The 19,675-nt window shown below is 36.4% G+C and carries 14 protein-coding genes; 9 read left to right on the plus strand and 5 right to left on the minus strand.

All coding sequences use genetic code 11. The features are described from left to right. Nucleotides 1-3: 3 nt before the first annotated feature. Genes PHX18_03105 through der form a run of 5 tightly spaced genes read right to left on the minus strand, consistent with a single transcriptional unit; the run spans nt 4 to nt 7,444 of the window. Nucleotides 4-1,815: an Rne/Rng family ribonuclease gene (locus PHX18_03105; GenBank protein MDD3593596.1), complete on the minus strand. Its 1,812-nt coding sequence runs from the start codon at nt 1,813-1,815 to the stop codon at nt 4-6. A gap of 33 nt (nt 1,816-1,848) precedes the next feature. Next, a complete protein-coding gene (locus tag PHX18_03110) occupies nt 1,849-4,443 on the minus strand; it encodes a TIGR03960 family B12-binding radical SAM protein (protein ID MDD3593597.1) in 2,595 nt (864 codons plus the stop codon). Between the two features lie 11 nt (nt 4,444-4,454). Beyond that, complete coding sequence (locus PHX18_03115) at nt 4,455-5,459, minus strand: NAD(P)-dependent glycerol-3-phosphate dehydrogenase (protein ID MDD3593598.1); 1,005 nt, start codon at nt 5,457-5,459, stop codon at nt 4,455-4,457. Between the two features lie 16 nt (nt 5,460-5,475). Next, a complete protein-coding gene (gene plsY / locus PHX18_03120) occupies nt 5,476-6,099 on the minus strand; it encodes a glycerol-3-phosphate 1-O-acyltransferase PlsY (protein MDD3593599.1) in 624 nt (207 codons plus the stop codon). 7 nt (nt 6,100-6,106) lie between these two features. Then, nucleotides 6,107-7,444 carry a ribosome biogenesis GTPase Der gene (gene der, locus PHX18_03125; GenBank protein MDD3593600.1) on the minus strand — a complete coding sequence of 446 codons (1,338 nt, stop codon included), beginning with the start codon at nt 7,442-7,444 and terminating at the stop codon, nt 6,107-6,109. Nucleotides 7,445-7,634: 190 nt separating this feature from the next. On the opposite strand from der, the gene PHX18_03130 reads away from it, so the two are divergent. From PHX18_03130 to PHX18_03170, 9 genes are all read left to right on the plus strand, one after another. Further along, nucleotides 7,635-9,944: a DEAD/DEAH box helicase gene (locus PHX18_03130; GenBank protein MDD3593601.1), complete on the plus strand. Its 2,310-nt coding sequence runs from the start codon at nt 7,635-7,637 to the stop codon at nt 9,942-9,944. A gap of 43 nt (nt 9,945-9,987) precedes the next feature. Next, nucleotides 9,988-13,872, plus strand: a complete 3,885-nt coding sequence (locus tag PHX18_03135; GenBank protein ID MDD3593602.1) for an ATP-dependent helicase — start codon at nt 9,988-9,990, stop codon at nt 13,870-13,872. A 59-nt stretch (nt 13,873-13,931) separates the two neighbouring features. Further along, nucleotides 13,932-15,431 carry a bifunctional phosphoribosylaminoimidazolecarboxamide formyltransferase/IMP cyclohydrolase gene (gene purH / locus PHX18_03140; GenBank protein MDD3593603.1) on the plus strand — a complete coding sequence of 500 codons (1,500 nt, stop codon included), beginning with the start codon at nt 13,932-13,934 and terminating at the stop codon, nt 15,429-15,431. 99 nt (nt 15,432-15,530) lie between these two features. Next, on the plus strand, nt 15,531-16,028 hold the full coding sequence (gene infC, locus PHX18_03145; GenBank protein MDD3593604.1) for a translation initiation factor IF-3: 498 nt from the start codon (nt 15,531-15,533) through the stop codon (nt 16,026-16,028). A gap of 30 nt (nt 16,029-16,058) precedes the next feature. Continuing rightward, nucleotides 16,059-16,268 (plus strand): 50S ribosomal protein L35, encoded by a 210-nt coding sequence (gene rpmI, locus PHX18_03150; GenBank protein MDD3593605.1) that lies wholly within the window; start codon nt 16,059-16,061, stop codon nt 16,266-16,268. Between the two features lie 9 nt (nt 16,269-16,277). Continuing rightward, complete coding sequence (gene rplT / locus PHX18_03155) at nt 16,278-16,631, plus strand: 50S ribosomal protein L20 (GenBank protein ID MDD3593606.1); 354 nt, start codon at nt 16,278-16,280, stop codon at nt 16,629-16,631. A gap of 92 nt (nt 16,632-16,723) precedes the next feature. Then, on the plus strand, nt 16,724-17,539 hold the full coding sequence (locus PHX18_03160) for an ABC transporter permease (protein MDD3593607.1): 816 nt from the start codon (nt 16,724-16,726) through the stop codon (nt 17,537-17,539). A 9-nt stretch (nt 17,540-17,548) separates the two neighbouring features. Next, nucleotides 17,549-18,271 (plus strand): ATP-binding cassette domain-containing protein, encoded by a 723-nt coding sequence (locus tag PHX18_03165; GenBank protein MDD3593608.1) that lies wholly within the window; start codon nt 17,549-17,551, stop codon nt 18,269-18,271. A gap of 17 nt (nt 18,272-18,288) precedes the next feature. Then, nucleotides 18,289-19,668, plus strand: a complete 1,380-nt coding sequence (locus PHX18_03170) for an MlaD family protein (GenBank protein ID MDD3593609.1) — start codon at nt 18,289-18,291, stop codon at nt 19,666-19,668. Nucleotides 19,669-19,675 lie beyond the last annotated feature (7 nt).

Genomic DNA, 19,675 nt, shown 5'->3' on the forward strand with positions numbered 1-19,675 from the left:
CTTCTATTTGGATTTTTTAACAGTTGAAGGCGCCTTACGGACTCTGGGTTTAGATGTAGTTTTTCTTGGCTTGATTATTTTTTTCTGTTGGTCAGGCGTTTCAACTTCTAAATCGAATTTAGAAGCCGCTTTTTCTGCCTTTAGCGCTTCAACTTTTCCCTCATGTGTTTTAATTTTAGCAGTTAAATTTGGATTTGCAACTACAGTTTCAAGCTCTGTAAGCTTCATAAATGTGTCTCTGTTCATCCAATGAGGGAATTTGTTATTCACAGTATTAACAGGTATCCTGGCTGAACGGACAATATTAGCCAAAGGCAGCATAACCCCTGTTTCACCTATGAAGGTTTTTATCACTTCCTGGTTAAAAACAAATTTCCTTGTTTGTTCTTTTTTATTTTGTGTCTTTTGCAGTGAAGCATTCAAAGAGGGTGATGTTTCTATTTTGGTTTGCTTTTTAGGTTCTTCGGCAGCTGCCTGCGGTTCTTGTACTTGTTGTTGTGAATTTTTATGGTTTTGTTTTTTATTATCGTTATTATTCTGCGGCTTAATGGAAGTAAGTTTAATCTTGGTTCCCTTAGCTTTATATTCACCCTCTGCCGGTGAACTTGCAAAATTGAAAGCATCCAAAATATAACCTGTACCGTTACAGGCAGGGCATTTTTTGGAGAAGATTTCCTGCAGGCTTTGCCCTTGTCTGTGTCTTGTAAGCTCAACCAATCCCAAATCGGATATTTGACCGACTTGAGGGCGTGATTTGTCAGGTTCAAGAGCTTCTTCCAGGTATTCTAAAATTTTAATTTTATCGGCTCTGTTATCCATATCGATAAAATCGACAATAATCATACCGCCGATATTTCTTAATTTAAGCTGACGGGCAATTTCATCTATTGATTCCAGGTTGGTTTTTCTGATGGTTTCATTTTGTGTGCCGCCTGATGTAAACTTACCGCTGTTTACGTCAATAACGGTTAAAGCTTCTGTCTGCTGGATAAATAGATATCCGCCGCAAGGGAGGTTAACTTTGGTTTGAAGCGCTGTTTTTATCTCTTTATCGATACCTTTATTAACAAGCAGGGAATCATTTCCTTTATGAACGCTTACGTTGATATTTTGGTTCATATTCCAGCTTTGTAACAGCTGATTGGTTCTGTGCAAGGCAAATGAAGTATCGACAACAATTTCGTCCGTATCTTCGCTGCAGGATTCTCTGATGATTTTATAAAGCAAATCCTGATCACGGGCGACAAGTGCCGGCGGATTGACCGTATCGGTTGCTGTTACTATATCATTCCATTTTTCAAGCAAAAGTTCTAAATCTTCCTGAATTTCAGATTCCGATTGTCCTTCTGCTTCGGTTCTTATAATAACGCCCAGTCCTGCGGGTTTAAGTAAACTTACAACTGATTTTAATCTGGCTCTTTCTTTAGCGGATTCAATCTTTTTACTTACGTTAATACCTTTTTCATCAGGCATCAAAACTAAAAATCTTCCGGGTAAAGAAATTGACATTGTTACCCTCGGGCCTTTGTGTCCTGTCGGTTCTTTAACAACCTGTACCAAAATCCTTTGCTTTGGTTTTAACTTTTCTTCCAAACTGCCTTTGCCCACAACATCAGAAGCATGCAAAAAGCCCATTTTATCCGAACCTACGTTCACAAATGCCGCATCAATACTTGGCAGGATGTTCTCCACGGTTGCCAAATAAACATCATTTAAGAGGATATCACCTCTTTGTACAAAAAATTCCGAAACTTTGCCGTTTTCAATCACAGCACCGATGTTATCTCTTTCTGAGATAATAATTGATTTTGTCATATTTAATTTTTCCTCGTATAAAATTTCATAAACCTATAATAAACTTTTTTTATTTTCGTCTAATAACCTTAGTCTTACTGCCTGATAATCTGCGTTACCCAACAGCAGTTTCATAAACTCATCTGCCCTGAAAGACGGAGTGTTCAATCCATCCTTATCACCCTGGGCGGCTCTCAATACAAATTTTACTCTGTAAAAATCATCGTCTTTCTCTAGTACAATCGAATCAATGGATTTTCTGATTTCAATTTGTTTTTTTAAGCTTTTTTTGTTCGTTTTCTCAACGAGTATACTTTCGCTTGAGAGAACATGATTTATTTTACCTTCTAAGTCATTTTTAATCAAGTTATTTTTTTTAGGAACAAAAGCTTCGTATTCTGCCCAATGGACTGTCTTGTCTATGCTGTCTGATGATTTATCGAGTTTTTGGGCTTTTAAAACCCTTGAATCTTTATGCAAAACCAAATTTATTCTGCGCACCAATTCTTCGGGAGTAATATCCTCATATAACTCAATATCAGCTAATTCCGCCTCACCTTCAAGAAACAAAGGCAGCGCTACAGCCAAAGAAATCTTTGGGGTAGGGTTAAAACCCAGAGAATAGGCTACTCTTAAATCAGCCATTTTCACCGCTTTGTATATAATCCCTAAAAAGTCCAAATGAGATATAAACTTCAATTTTCCTTTTTTAGTCAACTTGATTCTGTATCTGAAGACTTCTTTTTTAGCGTTTTCCTGTGTAAAATTATACTCTTTTTGCTCAGGGTTAATTTCCGGAATATTCTTGTTAATAGTTTTTTTTATTGCACCTGAACAAACGCCGCATTGCACACATTTTTCGTCGCAGGCAGGGTTTTGTTTATTTGATTTTGAATCTTCGTATTCTTTCAATAAGAAGTCTTTTGAAACCCCTATATCAATAAAATCCCACGGTAATTCAACGTTTGTATCAATTTCCCTGCAAGAATAATCATCGAGGTTAATGCCTGATTCTTCTGCGCTTCTTATCCAAACATCCCTGTTAAAATTTTCATTCCAGGCATCAAGATAAGAGCCGTTTTGCCACAGCTTCTCCATAAATTTGCATAAACTTCTGTCGCCTCTTGCAAATACAGCCTCAATCTGAGATAAAAATATACTGTGAAAATTTAACCTTACGCCCTTTAAGAATTTAGTTTTTTCTTTCAAATAAGTGATTTTTTCTTTTATAAGTTCGGGTGAATTTTGCGCACACCACTGAAACGGGGTAAAAGCTTTAGGTACAAAAATAGAAACGGTTGCAGTGAGCGACAAATGTTTAGGTAAATTCAACTCTGATTTAAGCTCTTTTGCCTGATATTTTAATCGTGATAAAAGTGCCGCTGTTTCGTCCAAATCCTCAAAAGTTTCCGTTGGAAGACCCAGGATAAAATACAATTTTACGCTGTGCCATCCTGCCTTGTAAGCATCAAGAACACCCGATATGACCTGCTCTTCGGTCAGATTTTTGTTTATTGCATCACGCAGTCTTTGGCTTCCTGCCTCAATTGCAATGGTAATAGTGCTTTTTCTGACCGATTGGACTAAATTAGCAAGGTTAATGTTGAATTTATCCGCTCTTTGGCTTGGCAAAGAAACAGAGATACCGTTTTTGGAATGGTGTGAGTTTAAGCATGCAATTAAAGGTTCTATGCCGTTATAATCGTTAGAAGAGAGTGATAAAAGAGAATATTCCTCATATCCTGTATTTTTAAGGGATTTATCAACCAATCTTACTATATCAGCGCTGTCGCGTTCTCTGACGGGCAAATTGACAAAACAGGACTGGCAAAAACGGCACATCCTGCCGCAGCCTCTTCTGATTTCAACCACAACCCTGTCATGAACGCAAGGTGATAACGGAACGGGAAAATCAACGGGAAATGTTTCATCGCAAAAAACGGCATTGCGCTTTTTTACAACCGCAGGAGCTCCATCGTCAAGGGGTATTGGCTTTGAGAAATCGTAATTTGATGAATATAAAGCAGGAACATAAACTCCCTCTATTTGGGACAAAGCTGTAATAATTCCTTTGCGGTTTATGCCTTGTTTTTTCAGCTCCAGAATCTTTTCAAATACTTCTTTTATGGAATCTTCTCCGTCTCCGATTACAAAAACATCGATAAAATCAGCCATAGGTTCGGGATTATAAGCTCCTTGTCCGCCCGCTAAAATAATAGGCGAGTTTTCGCCACGCTCTTTTGACTTGACAGGAACATCAGATAATTCAAGCATTTTTAAAACAGTGGGATAACTTAACTCATAAGATAACGAAAAAGCCAAAGCGTCAAATTCGCCCAAAGGCTTGAAAGTATCCACAGCATAAAGCGGTATATTATTAGCCTGCATTAGTTGCAAAAAATCCGCGCTTGGCGCATAAGCACGATCACACAGGATTTTAGGGTTAGCATTAAGTATATGGTACAAAATCCTATGCCCGAGGTTTGAAATCGCGACTTCGTACATATCAGGAAAAACTATACATGTAAAAAGCTCTACATTTGCAGGGTCTTTGGTTATACTTCCCTGTTCTGCGCCCACAAAACGGTATGGTTTTGTAACATTTTTCAAAAGAGAATGTATTTTACTTTCAAATTCTGATATTGACATTTTTTCCTGAACTAGTTTGTGTAGATTTCTTCCCTTTTAAGCTTCCTGTTCATAAGCTTAAATATTATCTGGTCTATTGAGATATCGGTGAATACCGCTTCATATACGGTTTCTGAAAGCGGAGTTTCAATATTAAGCTTATCAGACAGTTCACATAAGGCTTTAGATGTTTTAACTCCTTCTGCGATAGCTCCCAGTTCTCTAAGGATGTCATCAAGTTTTTTACCCTGACCCAGCCTGTAGCCTACCTGATAGTTTCGGCTTAAAGGGCTGGAGCAGGTAGCAATCAAATCGCCTATACCTGATAAACCGTATAAAGTTGAAGGATTAGCACCCAGTTCCATCCCGACCCTGACTATTTCAGCCAGCCCTCTTGTAAGGATAGCCCCTCTTGCATTAGCGCCAAAGCCGCACGCATCCACAAATCCGGAAGCGATAGCAACAACGTTTTTCAAACTGCCGCCAAGCTCTACGCCGGTAACGTCAGTATTTGTGTAAATTCTGAACTTATTGTTTACGCTTAAGAGTTCTTGTAATTTGTCCGCTACTTCTATATCTTTACAAGCTATACTTGCCGCAGTGGGCAGCCCTTTTAAAACTTCGCCCGCCAAGGTTGGACCTGATAATACCGCAATAGGGTTATCGGGCAGAACTTCTGCTATAACTTTGCTTAAAGTCTTTAAAGAAGGAAGTTCAATCCCTTTTGAAGCATTAACTATAACTTGGTTATCTTTCAGTCCGGAGTTTGCAAGCAATTCACAAACAGGACGTGTACCTGCGGTTGATACAACCATAAGTATAATTTTTGCATCTTGAATAGCTTCGGTCAAATTTGTTGTTAACTCTACCTTTTGAGGAAGTGTTACTTCTAAAGGATATTTTTTTATTTTTGTTTCCATAAAATCAGGGGTCATATCTTCCTGTCTGCCCCAAACGGATACAGTATCAAAATTTTTAGATAAAAGCCAGGCAAGTGTTAAACCCCAGCTTCCTGCTCCTAAAACAGCTAATTTCATATAGTTCTCCACTCTTTTATTGTCTTACTTTATTTTCGGTGCCGTTAAACAGCCTTTTAATATTTTCTCTATGTAAAAATATAACATAAATTGCGGTAATTGCACAGAATATCACATAACTTAACGGCGCTTTTGCAAAATACATTAAAAACGGAATAAGGAACATCCCCGCTATTGAACCAAGTGAGATATACTTTGATGTATAGCAAATTACACTCCATATAACCAAACCTATAAGTGCGGCTGGGTAGTTCATCGCTAAAATAGCCCCCCCGCCTGTTGCAACTGATTTTCCACCGACAAAACCAAGGAAAATCGATTTGCTGTGTCCTATAACAAGAGCAAATGCCACAAGTACAGGCAGTATATGTAAAGAAGGATAAAGGTTAAACTTCACTTCAAGATACTGCGCCAAAAGCACGGGCAAAAAACCTTTCATTGCATCAAGAAACATAACAAGAAAAAAGCCCTTTTTGCCAAGAACACGCTTTACATTGGTTGCACCTATGCCGCCTGAGCCTACCTCTCTGATATCAGTTCCTTTAGTAAGTTTAACCAGCAAATAACCTGTGGGAAAAGAACCTATTATGTATGCGGCTAACGTAATTACAAAAATCCAAACAATCGACATCAAATCCATCTTTTTCTTAATCTCCTTTGTCTTTTCTGTTTTTGAAGAACAATCTTAACGGCGTTCCTCCAAAACCGAATGCTTCTCTTATTTTTTTATCCAAATACCTCGTATAAGAATCTTTTGCAAGTTTATAGTCATTAACAAAGATTACAAAATGCGGAGGTGCAATACCTACCTGTGTGGCATAGTATACCTTTAACCTTTTGCCTTTAATGCTCAACGGAGGATTTAGAGCATAGGCTTCAAGCAAAACTTTGTTAAATAGCGCTGTAGGCAATCTTTTAGAGGTTTGCTCATAAGCGCTGTCTACAAGCTCAAAAATCTTCGTAACCCTTTGCCTTTCCAGTGCGCTTATAAAAATCATAGGTATATAATCAAAGTACGGCGCATCTTTTCTGACTCTGTTTGTATATTCATTTATGGTTGCAGAATGTTTATTTTCTATCAAATCCCACTTATTCATAGCGATAATAACGGCTTTACCCGAGTCTTGAGCTAAAGCAATGATTTTTTTATCCTGTTCGCTAAACCCTTCTGCAACATCTACCACCACTAAAACCACATCGGCAGAATTGACAGCTTTTATGGCTCTTGTAACGGCAAATCTTTCAACTCCGTATTCAACCCTTGATTTTTTTCTGATACCTGCAGTATCTACAAGGATATAATCTTTACCGTTGATTTTGAGCTTGGAATCAATGGTATCTCTGGTAGTTCCCGCTTTTTCGCTTACTATAACTCTTTGTTCACCAAGCAGGGTATTTATAAGAGAAGACTTGCCTGCATTGGGTTTACCGACTATAGCTACTTTTATAACCTTTTCTTCTTCAACTTCTTCACACTCGGGAAGCACCTTTAAAACATCATCGAGTAAATCACCCACTCCGCCGGAACCATGCAGAGCTGATACAGGATAAGGTTCTCCCAATCCAAGTTCATAGAACTCATGGATTAAGGCTGTTTTTTCAGGAGCATCAACCTTATTTACGGCTAAAAATACCTTTTTTTCGCTGCGCCGTAAAAGATTGGCAATATCAATATCAACAGGATTTACGCCGCTTTTTGCGTCGGTAATAAATATTATTGCATCGGCTTCTTCCATAGCAATACTAGCCTGCTCAAGAATTGAAACCATTATTTCGCCCTCACCCGAGGGGATAATTCCGCCCGTATCAATCAGGGTAAAGCTTCGTCCCGTCCATTCGGCTTTGAAATATATCCTGTCTCTTGTAACGCCGGGCATGTCATCAACTATGGACTCTCTTGCCCCGAGAAGTCTGTTTGTAAATGTTGATTTTCCGACATTAGGGCGTCCGATTACAGCAACTGTTGGTAATTTTTTCTTCTTCATATAAACAAGTATAAATTAAAAATTTTCATTATGGTAGATTTTTACAAGTTGTAAGAAATGACGTGTTTTGTAAAAAAATGTTAAAAACTTTTCAAAAAGTATAAAAAAAAAGACAATAATGGTTTTAAAGCAAACGTGGATAGCATGATTTTTTGTTATTGAGACTACGGAAGTAAGATTTGAGGTCATAATGAACCATATTCTACCCATTTCTACGGGGTTAAGAATTCACAATACTTCTCCTGTTCAGCAAAATACTCGTAAGCATGAGCTAAGCGCTCCTGACTTTAAAATACAAGAGCTCAGGGGCGGATATAAAGATTTGATATCCTTTAAAGGCGTTGAGTTTTTTCAAACATTAAAAGACAATTATTTTCAGCTCCCCGAAAAAGCAAATCCCGATGAATATCAATTAAGCGCAGCATCAAAACTGTTCAATAACAATGATGTTTTGGTAACAGCCCCTACCGGTACCGGTAAAACAGCTATAGCGCATTATGTGATTACAAAAAATCTTAAAGAAGGTAAAAAAACATTCTATACCGCACCTTTAAAAGCATTAAGCAATGAAAAATTCAGAGCATTTCAAAAAACCTACGGCAAAGAAAACGTAGGGTTATTAACAGGCGACGTTAAAATTAACCCGCATGCTCCGATAATTCTTATGACCACCGAAATTTACAGAAATATGCTTTTTGCAAATAAATTTGAGCAGCAATCAGATATGCTTGATAACTTAAAGACAGTAATATTTGATGAGCTTCACTATTTAGGAGATGTAGACAGGGGCGGAGTTTGGGAACTGGCAATTTTGCTCTCTGACCCCAAAACGCAGATGTTATCATTGTCTGCAACTATAGGTAATAACAAAGAAATTAACGACTGGATGTCAAGTGTAAAACAAAAAGAAAGCAAATTGGTTGATGTTCCTTCATCAAAAAGGCATGTTCCTTTGGTTTTTGAAGATTTAACGGTTACGTCAAAAATGATTAACAGTAAAAGCAGCAAATCCGGGAAATTTATCAAATCAGGCAGACACTCAAAATATATTTCACCGGGAAGCAGCGGTTCGATGAAAGGTACATCCGTAATAAGCGATGAAAGTTATTTTGAAACAGTAGGCATGCTTCAACAACAAAACAAATTACCCGCAATATTCTTTATATTCAGCAAAAAACAATGTAAACGGCTATTGGAAAAATTATCGGCAAGCGGCATAAGATTGAACACTGCTTCTGAATCACAAGAAATAGATAAAATAATAGGAAGATATAGAAAAGAAGGAAAGTATCTTGGAGTTACGTTAGACAGGGAAGCTTTAAAAAGAGGTTTTGCAATACATAATGCAGGTTTATTGCCCACCCAAAAAGAACTTATTGAAGAACTGTTTCAGAAAAAACTCGTAAAAGTAGTCCTTGCAACAGAAACGCTGTCAGCAGGAATTAATATGCCTGCCAGGAGCGTTGTTATAACCTCTTCGCGCAAACCAACTTCGCTCGGCACAGCTGATGATGCGGACGGCAAACGTGAATTAACTCCTAATGAATTTCATCAGATGGCAGGCAGAGCCGGCAGACGCGGTATTGATAAAATCGGTTACGCTTACACATTAAGCAGTGATGAAACTCAAAGTAAAAAATTTCAAACTCTTGTCAAATCACCGCCTAATGCATTAAAAAGCAGTTTCACTCCTGATTATGCTTTTATAGCTGAATATTATAAACATACAAAAAATGATGACGTAATGCTTGAGTTAATTGATAAATCGTTGTTCAGCTATGATGAAGATGAATTTCAAGCAGGTGAAAAATCAACCGAATTAAAGAATATTTTTGACCAAAAGAAAAATATCCTAAAAATGTTTAACTTTATAGACAAGGACAATAACGTAACAAATAAGGGAAATCTTCTAAGCAGCCTGAAGGGTTACTACCAAATCCCCGTGATAAATACCGTTTATTCGAAAAATCTTGCAAATATGGATGAATTCGAATTTGCAGCTGCGGTTGGTTTAATGGCAAACATTACCGAATTTATGGACAAAAATCAAACTTTTAATGCTCCCGCTACTATGCCGAAGGCATCGGAGTTTTACCACGAAAGCACGAGGCTGAGTGATTTTGTAAAAACTCTGTTTTCAACCGTAGATGACTATAACAAAAAAATAGCTAATTCTACAAAAGGATATATCCCCATTGCACCTAACAACAGTGTTGCAACGCATGTTTATGAATGGGCGCACCTGAATAAAACTAACACTACAGAACAATATAAAAACTGGGGCAGAATGTTCTTCGGCGAATCGAATTCGACAATACGGGACGAAGGGACACTGTTTAGAGAAATTGCCCAAACTATAGATTTACTTAAACAGCTGCAGGAAATATCAGCTAAAGCTCTTGACCTTGTAAAAGATGAAGCAGGCATTGAATATTACGGAAATATGAACATTTTGTGCCAAAAATCACTCGAATTGTTAACACAACCACCCATTATCTGATTTTTTGCTAGTATAAAAACAGGCATAAAATTGATAAGAAATAATGTTAATATTTTCAAACGAACCGCAGCAGCAAATTGATTACATTGCAAAAAATGTAATTGAACTTTTAAACAACGGAGTGCAAAGTTCAAAAATCCTTGTGCTGGCTCAAAACAGCTTTATAAAAGAAAAAATTCTGACCCAAATTAATGAGGAGATTTTCTCCAAAGAATGCGGCATTTCCACTCTAAAAGTGTATTCTTTTTCGGGAATAGTATATAACTCGATAGCAAAAAACTGGATTACACTGGAAAAAATCTTATCAAAGGACAATTTTTACCCTATGCCGCTTTTATGCGGATTGGACAGCGCTCAATATTTTCTTAAAAATATTATAAAAGAAGAAGACTTCAACGATTATTTTTCAAAAAATAATCTTATGCACCAGCTTTTAAGAAGGTATAAGCTTATTATAGAAAACCGGCTTTCGCCAAAAGAAGTTGATGAAAAATCAATCATATTAAACGAGTCCTTCGCCAAAAGTGCAAAGTCAACCCTAAATACCTATAAAAATATATCTTCCAAGGCAAGGATTTTTGACAACCTCAAACAAATGAGCGCTTTTGCTTATTTAATAGAGAATAATTTAATTAATGATTTTGATGGGATTGAATACTTTTTTGTACAGGGGGCTGATGAATATAACTATGCCGCATATAAATTTTGCGAATATATGCTCTCTAAACCCGTAAAGTATTGTATTTTAGCAGACCCGAAAGGCTGCTCCAGAATGGGGTATCTCTGCGGGTATGAAAATTTCACAGATGATATAATGAAAAGCTTTAATCCTGAAATAATTGAATTTAAAAATAAGTCTAAAACCCGAGATGACGCTCAAAAGCTCTTTGAAAATATAATAAATACCGAACATAATATTTTAGAAAATTTTGAAACAGCTTCAGCTCGTCTAAAGCTCGAAATGCTTGATGAAGCTTCGGTAAAAATAACAAAACTTATCACAAAAACAAAAGCCGCACCTTGCGAAATAATTGTTGTCATCCCTGATTTTGACGAGGTAAGTATTTATTCTCTGCAAACCGCCCTGCATAAACATCACATAAATACACAGGTATTTGCGGGGAATGAAAAAATAACCGATGATATTTTGGTATCTGCAACGCTTAGCGTTCTTTCTCTTATAAATCCGGAGCAGGGAATTGACCCGGGTATTTTTGAAATACGAAGACTTTTGAATGGACTGCTGAACATACCAATTTTTAAATGCGGAGAAATCGTAAAATATTTTGCCAAACATCACAAATTACCCGCTATGGAAGGTGATATTTATAACTCTTACAATACGCTTTTAAATCTCATTACGGATGATGAAGTTAAAACCCAAAAACTCTCCGAACAATTTATAAAAATATTTGAAACTCTTTTAGCCCCCAATGCCCCTATACCTCACGACTTTGAATGTATTAACCTGCTTTTAAAGTCCATAGAAGAATATGAAAAAATAAAAGAGAGTTTAAATTTAACGGATTTAGACTGGCTTAACCATATAAAAAGCTCTATAGTATCTGAAACCCCGTCAAAACCCGCTCAAATCCAGCCTGACAGTGTAATTATTGCAACACCGCAAAAAATAATTGATTATAACCTTACGTCAGATTATCAAATTTGGCTTGACGCTTCATCAAGAAACTGGGTAAAAGAAGACACGGGAACTATCTACAATGCATGGGTTTTTCAGAAAAATTCCGATATTAAAAATTACACAAGTGAATTAAACGCCGAATTGACCATCAAAAAAACAGCTCATACTATGAGAAAACTAACCCTTTGTGCTAAAGAAAAAATATTTGTATACACGAGTGATTTTGATTCGCAAGGAAGAGAAAATAACTCGGGGATTATAGAATATATTCTTCCTGAAGATATTAACCGTTATGAGTTTAACTTTGTTCCGAGAGATGACCAGAAAGAAATATTCAACTACAAAGAAGGTTCCCTTGCGGTTCCTGCGGTACCCGGGGCAGGCAAAACCACCGTTATGCTGGCTTTAACAATTAAACTGATGCAAGAAGGCATCAATGCCAAAAATCTACTCATTCTTACCTATATGGAATCCGCCGCAAGAAATTTCCTCGCTAAAATAAAGAAAATAACCAACAACGCCGCTAATTTGCCCAATATAAGCACTATCCATGCTTTAGCCTACAAAATCCTGCTTGAAAATGACCATTTTACTCTCGTAAATTTAAGCAGTAATTTTTCAATTTGTGATGACAGCCTGCGCTCTTCAATAATCAGAGATATATGTGTAAGGTGTTTTCCCATTGGCGAGCCTGATTTTGAAGATTGGATGAACTTGCAAAGCACAGGTATTTCAAAAGCTAAAACAAGGCAAATCAGCCTTGATAATTCAGACCTGACTGTAAAAGAATTTAAAATAATATATGATGAATACCAAAAAATGTTGAGAGAGCTTGAACTCGTTGATTATGATGACCTTTTGATTTTAGCTATAAAGCTGCTTCGCGACTTCAAAGACGTCAGAGAATTTTATCAGGAAAAATTCATGTACGTAATTGAAGATGAAGCCCAAGATTCAAGTGCAATCCAGCAGGAATTTATAACCCTTTTAAGCGGTAAATACAAAAATCTCATACGCTGCGGTGATATAAACCAAGCAATAACAGGGACTTTTAGCGAGGCTGATATTACAGGGTTCAAAGATTTTATTTCCAAAAGTAAAAAAGTTGAAATGCACCGTTCTCAAAGATGTACAAAACAAATATACGAACTTGCCAATAATTTTATAAACTATTCAAAAACTATCCCCGTATACCAAGATGCCTTCTACAATATTAAAATGGCGCCGGTAAAAGGTAAAAACCCAAAAGTACAAAACCCGATTTCTATAAAGAAGTTTGAAGAAAATTTTATGGAAAAAGAGTTTGTCCTGAATGACATAAAAAGAAAACTGGAAGAAAATAAAAGCCATACTTTCGGTATCTTGTTACGACGCAACAAACAGGTGCTGGAATGGGCGCAATATCTTGAAAAAAACAACCTAAAGGTAATCTTTAGGGGTGATAATATCAAGCAAAAGAAATCTTTTTTGTTTATACTGGGCTGTTTTGAAGTTTATCTCAATCCTTACGATAATAAAGCTATAGCAAAACTATACAAGCTTTTTTGTGAAATAGAAAAATTCAGATTTAATGAAGAAATTTTTAACCTGATAGAAAAAGAAAGACAGCAGAGCTTTATCAACCCCGAATATATTAAAAACTTCCCTATAAAAACCCCTGATTTGGAAGAATTTTGGTGGGCGGTATTTGAAATAGCGGAAAATCCTTGTAACTCAATTCAGGAACTTATAATAAGGGTAGCAAACTCGCATTTTGAAGACGTAACGGATAAATCCAACGCCCATCTGTTTTCGATTTTAATCAAGCGTTATATCAATTCGCTTGATGTGGATGAGAAATTTTCCCTGAATAAACTTCCGCAGGTCATTAAATATTTCAAAAATCTGCTTACAAAAGGCTCAATCAGAAACCTCAATCTTTTCTCAAAAGAAGACGAAAGCTCAGACCTCTCGGGATATGTACAAATTATGACTATTCACAAAGCAAAAGGGGACGAATTCAGCTCCGTATATATCCCTGAATTCAGTGATTTTAATTATCAAACAGACTTTGTAAAACTGGTAAAAAAAATCAAGAACAGGAAAAAACCGCTTTTGAATAAATTGGACGCTCTATCGGGCAAAAAGAATATTTTGCCAAGTTCTATAGCAAAAGAAGAAATCGAAGAAACCCTAAGGTTAATATATGTTGCTATAACAAGAGCCAAGGCGTACTTGACTTTCAGCTGCTTTACAAAGAAAAATACTCCTTCTGCTTTGCTTGAATTTTTCAGACAGGAGGATTGAACTTCAATCTTTTTGCCTTATGCTGATTATAAGATTGATATTTCAAGAGGGTTAAAAAATTGAAGAAAAGAGCTTTAATCAGTGTATATGACAAAATAAATGTTGTACAATTAGCTGAAACACTTATAAAATCAGGTTACGAAATACTTGCAAGCGGCGGTACTTATAAATTTTTGCAAGAAAACAGCATAAGCTGCACAGAAATCAGCAAATATACAGGCGCTGATGAGATTTTAGGCGGGAGAGTAAAGACCCTTCACCCCAAAATCGCAGGTGCAATTTTGGCAAGAAACGATGTCCAATCCGATATCGAAGACCTTAAAGCAAATGACATTGAATCTATAGATATTGTGGTTGTTAATCTTTACCCGTTTTCAGCGGAAAAAACGGTAGATTTTATCGATATCGGCGGGGTTACACTTATAAGAGCAGCAGCGAAAAATTACAAGTTTAAAACCGTTATTACATCACCTGAACAGTACGTCAGCCTGATTAAAGAACTTGAAGAAAATAACGGTATCACCACAGAAGCGTACAGAAAAGACCTCGCAAAAAAAGCGTTTGAACTTACCTTTAAGTACGACAAAGAAATTTTTGCAACTCTTTTTGAAAAAAACCTTGACGATAATATCGCTATAGACCTTAATTTGCTTCAAGAATTAAGATACGGGGAAAATCCTCATCAACAGGCCGGATTGTACGACAACGGGCAGAGAGCCTCATTTGAACTTCTGAACGGCAAAGAACTGTCTTTTAACAATATTGCTGATATGAATGCCGGTTACAAAATAGTAAGCGAATTTATCGACGTTGATTGTGCCTGCATAATTAAACACAACAATCCTTGCGGAGCTGCGTTAGGTGAAACTGTGGCAGAAGCTTATCAAAAAGCGCTTGAGTGCGACCCGATAAGCGCTTTCGGCGGAATAGTTGCGTTTAACAATACAGTGGATGAGAAAACAGCCAAGTTGATGAAAGAAATCTTTTTAGAAGTTATCATAGCCCCTGATTTTGAAGACAAAGCTATTGAAATCCTTAAAGAAAAGAAAAATCTTCGTTTGGTAAAAGTTTTTGAAGCGCCTGCAAAATTTAAAAACAAAAAACTTTTAGATATTAAAAATACAGGCTTCGGTACGCTTGTCCAAATGAATGAAAATAAAGAACTTACAAAAGATAACTTTAAGGTTGTTACAGAAACAAAGCCCGATGCAAGAATGGTAGAAGATATGATTTTTGCGTGGAAGGTAGCAAAACACGTAAAATCAAACGCTGTTGTAATCGCAAAAGATAAACGAACAATAGGTATAGGTGCAGGTCAAACAAGCAGAATAGCATCTATGGAAATAGCACTTGCTCAAGCTTGTGATGAAGCAAAAGATGCTGTTATAGCAAGCGACGGATTTTTCCCCGCTACAGACAATATTCAAATAGCGGGTCAATCAAGAATATCCGCTATAATTCAGCCGGGCGGAAGTATAAAAGACCAAGACGTAATTGATGAGTGCAACAGATATAATATTGCGATGATTTTTACGGGTATAAGACACTTTTTCCACTAGAAGCTTGACCAAAAGGTATATTTATTGAATAATTAAACTTGAGAATTTTTACAATTTGGAGGGAAAACCATTAGCGAAAATAAAACACAGGCTCAAAATCTGATAAATGAAAGAATCAGAGCCAAAGAAGTAAGACTGATAGATGAAAATGGCGAAAATTTAGGCGTTATTGCTACGCAAAAAGCTCAGGAAATGGCAAACGACAGAAATTTAGACCTTGTAATAATCAGCCCCAACCAAGCCCCTCCGGTTGCAAAAATTTTAGATTACGGCAAATTTAAGTTTGAAACTGAAAAAAAAGCCAAAGAAGCGAAGAAAAAACAACACGTAGTTGAGTTGAAAGAAATTAAACTTCGTTATAAAATAGACACCCATGACTACAACGTTAGGATAAGAAGCATCAAGAAATTTATTGAGGCTGGAAATAAAGTTAAGGTCGTGGTAATGTTAAGGGGAAGAGAAATGCAGCACAGTCAATTGGCATTTGATCTGGCAAACAGAATACTTGCTGATTTAGCTGAATTACCTCATACAGTTGAAAGACAACCATCGCTGGAAGGCAAAAATCTTTTAACAATTTTAGCCCCGTCAAGTTAGATTAAATTATTATATTTAGGAGTTCATGGCATGCCAAAAATGAAAACGCATAAAGCCGGCGCAAAAAGATACAAAGTTACTGCAAGTGGCAAAATTCTTCGTGAAAAAGCCGGTAAAAAACACCTTTTAGCTCACAAAGGAGCTGACAGAAAAAGAAGGTTAACAGGAACAAGGGAAGTTTCTCCTGCTAATCTTGAAAAAATTAAATTAGAGTTACCATACATTAAAAAATTCCGATAGGAGAGGAACATGGCAAGAGTTAAACGCGGAAATGTTTTAAGAAAAAGACATAAAAAGATTTTAAAATTAGCTAAAAGCTTTATCGGCGCAAGAAGCCGTATATTCAAAGTTGCTAACCAAGCAGTTATGAAGTCGTTGAAATACCAATATCGCGACCGTCGGGTCAGAAAAAGAGTAATGAGAAGACTTTGGATTGCAAGAATTAACGCTGCTGCAAGAATAAACGGTATTAGCTACAGCAGATTGACCAATGCTCTTAAAAAAGCGAACATAATACTTAACAGAAAAATGTTGGCTGATGTTGCGGTTAAAGATGCCGTTGCTTTTACTAAAATTGTCGACACAGCAAAAAAAGCTGTTTAGTCGGCTCAAAAAGTTATTAAAAAAATGAGGGTTTTTGCCCTCATTTTTTTTACAATTGCTAAAGAAAAAGCTTTATTTGGTATAATAAAACCATGCAAAATACAAAATTGAAAAATATTATTCAAGACTCTCTGCTTTTTAAAGGTATAAGTCATAATTTCAGGAATTTATCCGACTTTTTAGAATGTGTCGGACATATAGGCATAACCTTCAAAGAAGTTTTATTTCTTTTCTTCAGTGGCAAAATCAAATTTAAAAGAATAATAATTGAAGCGAACAGGATAGGGGTGGATTCACTCCCTCTTACCATGATGATTTCCTGGCTTGCAGGCATGATTATAGCTCTGCAGCTTGCTATAGAAATGGTCAAACAGGGCGGGGGAGAATTTGTAGGTGCTTTTGTAACTCTGGTTATGCTGAAAGAACTCGGTCCCATTATGGCGGCATTTGCCGTAGTTTTTATGGAAGGCTCATCTATGGCAGCTGAAATAGCCTCTATGAAAATATCCAATCAGGTTGATGCAATGAAAACCCTTCAAGTCAATCCGTTGGCATATTTGATTGCGCCAAAAGTTGCAGGAGCAATATTAATTATGCCGTTTATTACGGTTATAGCGAATACAGTGGGAATACTCGGAGGGCTTTTTACAAGTGTTACCAATACCGAGCTTGCAGTCCCTGCCTATTTAGAATCCATAAGACTTGGATTGAGCATAAAAGACATCGTTGCCAGCTTAACTAAAGGGGCTGTTTTTGGCTGTTTGATTGCGATAATTTGCAGCTCTATAGGGTATCAAACAAAAGGCGGTGCAATTGACGTAGGGAAATCAACTACAAAAGCAGTAGTATGGTCGATAGTTGCTGCGGCAATTTTTGACTATATTATTTCGGCAATATTTATAGACTAGGAAATTTCGATGATTGAAGTAAAAAATATATACAAAAAATTTGATGACAAAGAGGTACTCAAAAATATCTCCTTCGCTGTTAATGAGGGGGAAACCCTTGCAATAGTCGGCTTTAGCGGTTCAGGCAAAAGTACAATACTTAATATAATAAGCGGGTTATTAGCTCCCGATAAAGGCAAAATTATTTTATCGGACCATAATTTAGCGATGATTTTTCAATATTCCGCATTATTTGACAGTTTGGATATTTCTGAAAATATTGCCTTTGCTCTGAATGAAAGCGATAAATACAAAACGCTTTATAAAAAAGAACAAATAGAAAATTTGGTAAAAGAAAAACTAAAAATTGTAGGGTTATCTGGGATTGAAGATGATATGCCGAGCGAATTATCGGGCGGAATGCAGAAACGTATAAGCTTTGCACGTGCCATTATTACAAACCCGAAAATAATTTTATACGATGAACCTACTTCAGGGCTAGACCCTATTTCTTCAACCGTTATAGAAGATTATATGGTAGTATTGAAACAGGAACTAAAAGCCGCCTCAATTGTTGTAACACACCAGATGTCAACAATTACAAGAACGGCTGACAGAGTAATAATGTTATATAACGCAAATATAGTTTGGGAGGGAACACCCCAGGAAATGCTGCTTTGCAATTCACCTTACACAAAGCAGTTCGTAAAAGCGGAAAAAGAAGGTCCGATGAGAACCGCAGCAGGGATATAATCAAGGAGTTATAATATATGAAATTTACACCGGCACTAAAAGTAGGAATAATAACGATACTATCTTTAATGATATTAATAATGTCTATTATGTGGTTAAAAGGACGGGCTTTGACAGGCGCTAATCGGATTGACGTTATTTTTAAAGACGTTGACGGTATGAGAGCAGGTTCGGGCGTTCAAATAATGGGGCTTCGTGTCGGGCAGGTAGAAGAAATTACTCCTTTTATTTCTACCGATTTAAGCTATGTAAAAGTAAAATTTGTAATAACAGAACCCGGGGTAGAAGTGCCTTTGGGTGCGGAAATTTCCATACAGCAATCAGGGATTATAGGTGAAAAATTTATTGAGATAACTCCTCCTGTGCTGAGAGAAGCTTATATTCCGCTATCAGACCTTAAAAACGGAAAATTACCCATTTCTAAAGGCGATGCCGTACAAATATATGCTAATATCGATGATAAAGTGGTATTAAAGGATATAGGTAATATAAAAGCAATAGAAATGATTGATATAAGGTTGTTACCTATTTCTCTTCAGAAACAGTTTTGCTGCAAAACATTGTATAAAATCTCTTATATTGTAACAACGCCCGGGCTGACATTACCTGAGAACCTTACTCCGTCTGTTGCTTATCATAGTAATGTAAACAAATTGCTTTTGAACACTTACTCAAAAAGCATTTATTATGAAGAAACCGGCCAACAATTTACTGTTATTGAGCCTGTGAGAATAAAAGAATTTTTAGATATGCAGATTGAAGCTGCAAGAGCCTTGAACGAAACAAATAACAAAATAAATTCTATTTTAAGCGATGAAGTTGTTAACGACGTGAGAATTGCATTAAGCAACGTTAAAGATATATCGCTTAAAACCTCTGAACTTATTGATAAAACAACAATTCTTGTAGAGGGTTCAAGGAACGATATAGACAAACTCTTAAAAATGGCTAACAAGCTCTCGGAAGAACTTGCTATTCTTGCAAATAATGTTAATTCTATAGCAGGCGACCCTGAATTTAAAAAATCAGTTATCGAAACAACAAAATCAGTAAACGAGTCGTCAAAACAAATTTGCAAGCTCTTAAAAGATGATAAAACCCAACAAACTCTTGATTACTTAAACGAAACCGCCAAGAACTTATCTGAAATTTCAGCTACAGTTAATGAGCTTTCAAAAGACGACGATATCAAGAAAAAAGTGAACCTTACGGTTGATAATATGAATAAATCAATGTCATCTTTATCAAGCGTCCTTGCAAAAGTAGACAATATGTCCTGTGAAGACCAGGCAAAAATTAAAAGTATAATAGATGATACAAAAGATACGAGCGAAAATCTTAAAAAATTCTCCGAAAAATTGAATAAAAGGTTTTTACTATTCAGGTTACTCTTCTAAAATAAGG

This window comes from Candidatus Gastranaerophilales bacterium (assembly GCA_028696075.1).
Lineage (GTDB): Bacteria > Cyanobacteriota > Vampirovibrionia > Gastranaerophilales > JAILCC01 > JAQVHS01.

Bases quoted from the DNA above. Each gene is read 5' to 3' on its own strand.
- PHX18_03105 (MDD3593596.1), bottom strand. From the start codon at position 1,815: ATGACAAAATCAATTATTATCTCAGAAAGAGATAACATCGGTGCTGTG.
- PHX18_03110 (MDD3593597.1), bottom strand. From the start codon at position 4,443: ATGTCAATATCAGAATTTGAAAGTAAAATACATTCTCTTTTGAAAAAT.
- PHX18_03115 (MDD3593598.1), bottom strand. From the start codon at position 5,459: ATGAAATTAGCTGTTTTAGGAGCAGGAAGCTGGGGTTTAACACTTGCC.
- plsY (MDD3593599.1), bottom strand. From the start codon at position 6,099: ATGGATTTGATGTCGATTGTTTGGATTTTTGTAATTACGTTAGCCGCA.
- der (MDD3593600.1), bottom strand. From the start codon at position 7,444: ATGAAGAAGAAAAAATTACCAACAGTTGCTGTAATCGGACGCCCTAAT.
- PHX18_03130 (MDD3593601.1), top strand. From the start codon at position 7,635: ATGAACCATATTCTACCCATTTCTACGGGGTTAAGAATTCACAATACT.
- PHX18_03135 (MDD3593602.1), top strand. From the start codon at position 9,988: ATGTTAATATTTTCAAACGAACCGCAGCAGCAAATTGATTACATTGCA.
- rpmI (MDD3593605.1), top strand. From the start codon at position 16,059: ATGCCAAAAATGAAAACGCATAAAGCCGGCGCAAAAAGATACAAAGTT.
- rplT (MDD3593606.1), top strand. From the start codon at position 16,278: ATGGCAAGAGTTAAACGCGGAAATGTTTTAAGAAAAAGACATAAAAAG.
- PHX18_03160 (MDD3593607.1), top strand. From the start codon at position 16,724: ATGCAAAATACAAAATTGAAAAATATTATTCAAGACTCTCTGCTTTTT.
- PHX18_03165 (MDD3593608.1), top strand. From the start codon at position 17,549: ATGATTGAAGTAAAAAATATATACAAAAAATTTGATGACAAAGAGGTA.
- PHX18_03170 (MDD3593609.1), top strand. From the start codon at position 18,289: ATGAAATTTACACCGGCACTAAAAGTAGGAATAATAACGATACTATCT.